5 protein-coding genes are annotated in these 4,691 nt (G+C 60.8%); 4 read left to right on the forward strand and 1 reads right to left on the reverse strand.

Annotation, left to right across the window (positions count from 1 at the left end; translation table 11 throughout):
* Positions 1-513 (forward strand): SBBP repeat-containing protein (locus tag JNL55_RS03455; protein WP_293849289.1); only part of this gene is annotated, 513 nt, incomplete at its 5' end.
* On the opposite strand, the gene JNL55_RS03460 is transcribed toward JNL55_RS03455, so the two are convergent.
* Positions 468-1,214 carry a GntR family transcriptional regulator gene (locus tag JNL55_RS03460; protein ID WP_293849292.1) on the reverse strand — a complete coding sequence of 249 codons (747 nt, stop codon included), beginning with the start codon at positions 1,212-1,214 and terminating at the stop codon, positions 468-470. The two genes, JNL55_RS03455 and JNL55_RS03460, sit on opposite strands and share 46 nt — an antisense overlap.
* 124 nt (positions 1,215-1,338) lie before the next feature.
* Here JNL55_RS03460 and JNL55_RS03465 point away from each other — a divergent pair, with 124 nt between their 5' ends.
* From JNL55_RS03465 to JNL55_RS03475, 3 genes are all read left to right on the forward strand, one after another.
* The gene (locus JNL55_RS03465) at positions 1,339-3,375 is read left to right on the forward strand and encodes an amidohydrolase family protein (RefSeq protein ID WP_293849295.1); all 2,037 of its coding nucleotides are present in this window, start codon (positions 1,339-1,341) and stop codon (positions 3,373-3,375) included.
* A gap of 27 nt (positions 3,376-3,402) precedes the next feature.
* The gene (locus JNL55_RS03470) at positions 3,403-4,509 is read left to right on the forward strand and encodes a dipeptidase (protein ID WP_293849297.1); all 1,107 of its coding nucleotides are present in this window, start codon (positions 3,403-3,405) and stop codon (positions 4,507-4,509) included.
* Positions 4,509-4,691, forward strand: a 183-nt coding sequence (locus JNL55_RS03475) for a 3-hydroxyacyl-CoA dehydrogenase NAD-binding domain-containing protein (RefSeq protein WP_293849300.1), incomplete at its 3' end; no start/stop codon positions are given. The genes JNL55_RS03470 and JNL55_RS03475, both read left to right, overlap by 1 nt.

A 4,691-nucleotide genomic window follows, 5' to 3' on the forward strand; every position in this document is an offset into this window, starting at 1 on the left:
TCCGGCGCGTCGGCGGTGTTCTTCGTCACTAAGATCGATCCATCACAGCGCACACTGATCTACTCGACTTTCGTGACCGACACCGGTCGAACTGCGAAGCCGACTGACTGGCGTGCGGAGTGGGGCCTGGGTCATATCGCCGGCCTGGCCGTCGATGGAGCGGGGCGCGCTTGTATCGTGGGCGGCACCAGTCTGACTGACTATCCGGTGGTGCGGCCAGTTCAGGCAACGTTGCGAGGTGAGTCCGATGGCTTTGTTACGCAACTCGACCCCACGGGTTCGTCGCTGACTTTTTCTACTTACTTGGGCGGCAGCGGCCTGGACGACTTCGAAGATGTCGCTGTGGATGCCAAGGGCAATGTGTTCGTCACTGGTCTGACCCAATCCACGGACTTCCCGCTGGTAAAGCCGTTGCAGGCGTCGTTCGGTGGCCCGGATTACGACATCGTGGTGCTGAAGTTGACCCCTCAGGCTGAATCGCGAAAGTCCTTCTCTGCCAAATACAGCCGGTAGTTGTCTTTGAGATCGCTGCGGAACAACTCCACAGCCGCGCTGACTTTGTTGGCGCGGAGCGCGGCGATGACGGCGCGGTGCAGGTCTATCTGCTTTTCCTTGCCGCCGGGCAGAGCAAACATCAAGTGATGGCGTAGCGGCAGCAGCGGGCCGCTACGCAACCAGAGCTTCTCGATGTGCGGCATGACGATGGCGTCCGCCGAACCGCCCGAGTACAGCGAGAACATGAAGCGCAGCCCGCGCACCGATGCGTCGGCGTAATTGCCTTGGTTTACCGATTTGGCGTACAGCTCGTTGAGCCGTTCGCTTTCATCCAGATCGGTGGCGGGGGAGGTGTTGTGAGCACGTTCGAGTGCATAGCCTTCGATCAGCGCGCGCAACTCGCACAGCTCGATGTATTCCTGCCAGGTCATGCGAGGCAACCGGAACGTGCGTGAGTTCGGCATCTCCAACGCGCGCTCTGCTACCAGACGACCCAGCGCATCGCGCACCGGCATGGGAGAGACGCCGAACGAAGTCGCGAGATTGCGGATGGTGACGATCTCACCCGGGGCGAAGGTGCCGCACATGATGGCGGTGCGCAGCTCCCCATAGATCTGCTCATGAATGGTTGCCTTTTCCACGGTGCGCGTGCTGCGGCGGGGCCAACTACCGAGCTTCGGGCGCTGAATGGTCGAGGCAGCGGCGGTTTTACGTTTCATTCCTACCAGTATATCGAGCCGTGAAGTGCCGGCCGGGGCGCATCTTGACGCGCCTTCGGACGGCGGCCTAGGATGTGATAACACATCACATCTGGCAAGCCCTAAAACCAGAGGACCCATGAGCATGATCCGCCGATCCAAGCTTTCACCGTGCTGGCTGTTGTTGATGATGATGGGAAGTGCAGCGCAGGCTGCCGAAGGCCCTGAACAACGCGACTACATTTGGTTCACCGCAGGCGAGCCTTCCGGAGCGCAGCAGGTAAAGGTCGCCGCGGACCGCATTTCGGTGCACTGGAGTTTCAACGATCGCGGTCGCGGTCCCGATCTGACGGCGGAGATGAGCGTCGATGGCCAAGGCCGGCTGACCGGTTTCACTGCCACCGGCGTGAACTATTCCAAGGGCAAGGTCGACGAGCGCTTCACGATCGAGGCCGGCAATGCAAGTTGGCGCTCGACACTGGAGCGGGGTACGGCGCCGGTGCGGCCCGGCTACATTTACTATCCAGTGAATCAACCGCCGGAGTTTCGTGGGCAGCTGGCTCGGGAGCTACTGGCGCAACCCAATCATCAGCTGAAGCTGTTGCCCGCTGGCGAGGCGCGCATCGAGTCACTCGAAACCCGAACATTCTCGGTAGAGGGCAAGTCGCGCAAGGCGACGCTGTACGCCATCTCGGGACTCGACCTCATGCCGGTGCATGTGTGGCTGGATGAGCAGCAAACGCTGGTCGGATACAACGACGGTTGGTTCGCCGTCCTCCGCGATGGTTGGAAGGAGCATTTGCCGTCGATCAAGGCGGCGCAGGAGGCGCAGCTAGCGAAACACATCAGCGCGCAGACCGAGCGCTTTCGTCACACGATCTCGCAGCCCATTGTCATCGTCAACGCCCGCGTGCTGGATGTGTCGACGGGTCGGCTGAGCGAGCCTACGTCGGTGCTGGTACGCGATGGGTTGATTGCCGACATTGGCTCGAAGCTGTCGACACCGAAAGGCGCTCACATCGTCGATGCGAAAGGCAAGACGCTGATGCCATCTCTCTGGGACATGCACGGTCACATCGGGCCCGATCAATATCTGCACTACATCGCCAGTGGCGTGTTGAACGTGCGAGACATGGGCAACGATCCGCCTTATTTAGTGCAGCTCCGAGCGGAGATCGCGGCGGGCACGGTTGCTTCACCCGATATCTATTCCATGGGCTTCATCGACAAGCGCAGTCCGTTCTCTGCTCCCACCGGAAGGCTGGCCGCGACGCTAGATGAGGCGCGTGCTGCTGAGCGTGCGTATGCCAAAGAAGGCGCTGTCGGCATCAAGCTCTACAGCTCCATCGACCCGGAATGGGTGCCTGTGCTGACCAAAGAGGCGCGTTCGTTGCATCTGGGCGTGGCGGGCCACATTCCTTCCTTCATGAGCCCGGAGCAGGCCATTCGCGATGGCTACAGCGAGCTGACTCACATCAACATGATGCTGTTGCAGTTGATTGGCGACTGGAGCATCGACACCCGAACGCCGCAACGTTTCATTGCGACCGGCGAACGTGGCGGGCTCATCGACCTCGATGGACCGCCGGCCAAGAAGTTCATCGACCTGATGCTCGAACGCCGCGTGGCCCACGACCCGACCTTGGCGATCTTCATGAATATGTATGAGTCGCGAGCGGGCGAAGTTATCCCGAGCGCACGCGCCTATGCGGATCACTTGCCCGCCGGCATGCGTCGCGACCAGATTGCGGATGTCAGTTACAACAACGGCAAGGAAGAAGCCTTTCGTCGTACCGGCGAGGTGGCGCTGAAACTCATCAAGCGAATGCATGATCGGGGAGTACGGATCCTGCCCGGCACGGATACTTCGCTGCCCGGGTTCGCACTGATCAGCGAGCTGCAGTTCTATGCCCGCGCCGGAATTTCCAACGCTGACGTGCTGCGGCTGGCGACACTCGAACCGGCTCGGCATTTAGGGCGTGAAGCGGAGCTCGGCTCGGTGACGGTCGGCAAGAAGGCGCATCTGATGTTGGTGGACGGGGATCCGACGCAAGACCTGGCCGCGTTGCGCAGAGTCGAGCAGGTGTTCAAGGGCAACGCGATGTTCAAGTCGCGTGAGATCTTGCAGGCGCAAGGAATCACGCCGTTCGGAAACAGTTCGGTCGCCGGCTCGGCTGATTAACGAAATCAAGAACAGGGGGAACTGACGATGCACACACGACGTGATTTTATTTCCTATGCTGCCGCGGGCCTCGTCACTGCGCCGGCATTTGCAATGGGCTCTAGTGCGAAAGGCGGCTATTCCGTCGAACGTTATCGCCGAGCGGTGGTGATCGATGCGCTGGGTGGTCCAGATGGCTTCGGTGCGGCATCGCTAGCGGACATCAAGGCGTCGGGCGTGACCGCAGTCAATCTCACTGTCGGCGAGGTGGGCAACAGCCCCGATGCTTATGATGCGGCGATTCGAGAGATCGCCAATATTGAAGGCGAGATTGCCGCGCATCCAGATCTTTTGATGAAAGTGCTCAGCGCGGCGGATCTCCGTGCGGCCAACACGAGCAAACGCCTGGGCCTGATTTATGGCTTTCAAGACACCAGCATGCTCGCAGGCGACCTGAGTCGCTTGACCCTGTTTCGCAATCTGGGCGTGCGCATTTTTCAGCTCACTTATAACCGTCGCAATCTGATGGCTGACGGATGTCTGGAGCCGGCCGACGGCGGACTGAGCACGCTCGGGCGTCAAGCCATTGCCGAGATCAATAAGCTGCGAGTGTTGCTCGACTTGAGTCATGCCGGACCGCGCACCATTCGCGAAGGCATCGAAGCTTGCAAAGGTCCGCTGGCCATCACGCACACGGGTTGTCGCGCGCTGGTCGATGTTCCGCGCAATACCGATGACCGGTCGTTGAAAGCGCTGGCAGACAAAGGCGGCGTCGCCGGAATTTACTTCATGCCGTTCTTGCGCGCGTCAGGCCAGGCTCGTGCTGAAGACTTGATTCGGCATCTGGAGCATGCGGTCAATGTTTGCGGTGAGGATCATGTTGGCTTGGGCACGGACGGCACGATCTCCGCGGCAGCTACCGATGAGGCTGCGGTTCGCGCGCAACGTGAGTTCTTCGAGCGTCGCGCGCAACAAGGCATCGCCGCGCCTGGTGAAGCGGCGGATGTTTTCAATTTCGTCCCTGAGTACAACGAGCCGTTGCGCCTGCTGAGACTGGCGGAAGATCTGGGACGTCGCGGCTGGTCCGAAACCAAGATCGAGAAAATCCTCGGCGGCAATTTCCTTCGCCTGTTCGCGGCTGTCTGGGGCGGGTGATGAGCAACAACCTACCTGGTTTCGATCCGGCACGGCCCGTCGCCATCATCGGCGCCGGCGTCATGGGCACCAAAGTCGCATGGGCTTGTGCGCGCGCCGGTATGCCGACGCGTCTTTTCGACGTTGAGTCGGGAAAGGCGACTGAGTCCGTGGAACTGGCGGCTTCGTGGTCCGTTGGCGCC

This window comes from Steroidobacter sp. (assembly GCF_016790065.1).
In the GTDB taxonomy this organism is placed as follows: Bacteria; Pseudomonadota; Gammaproteobacteria; order Steroidobacterales; family Steroidobacteraceae; genus Steroidobacter.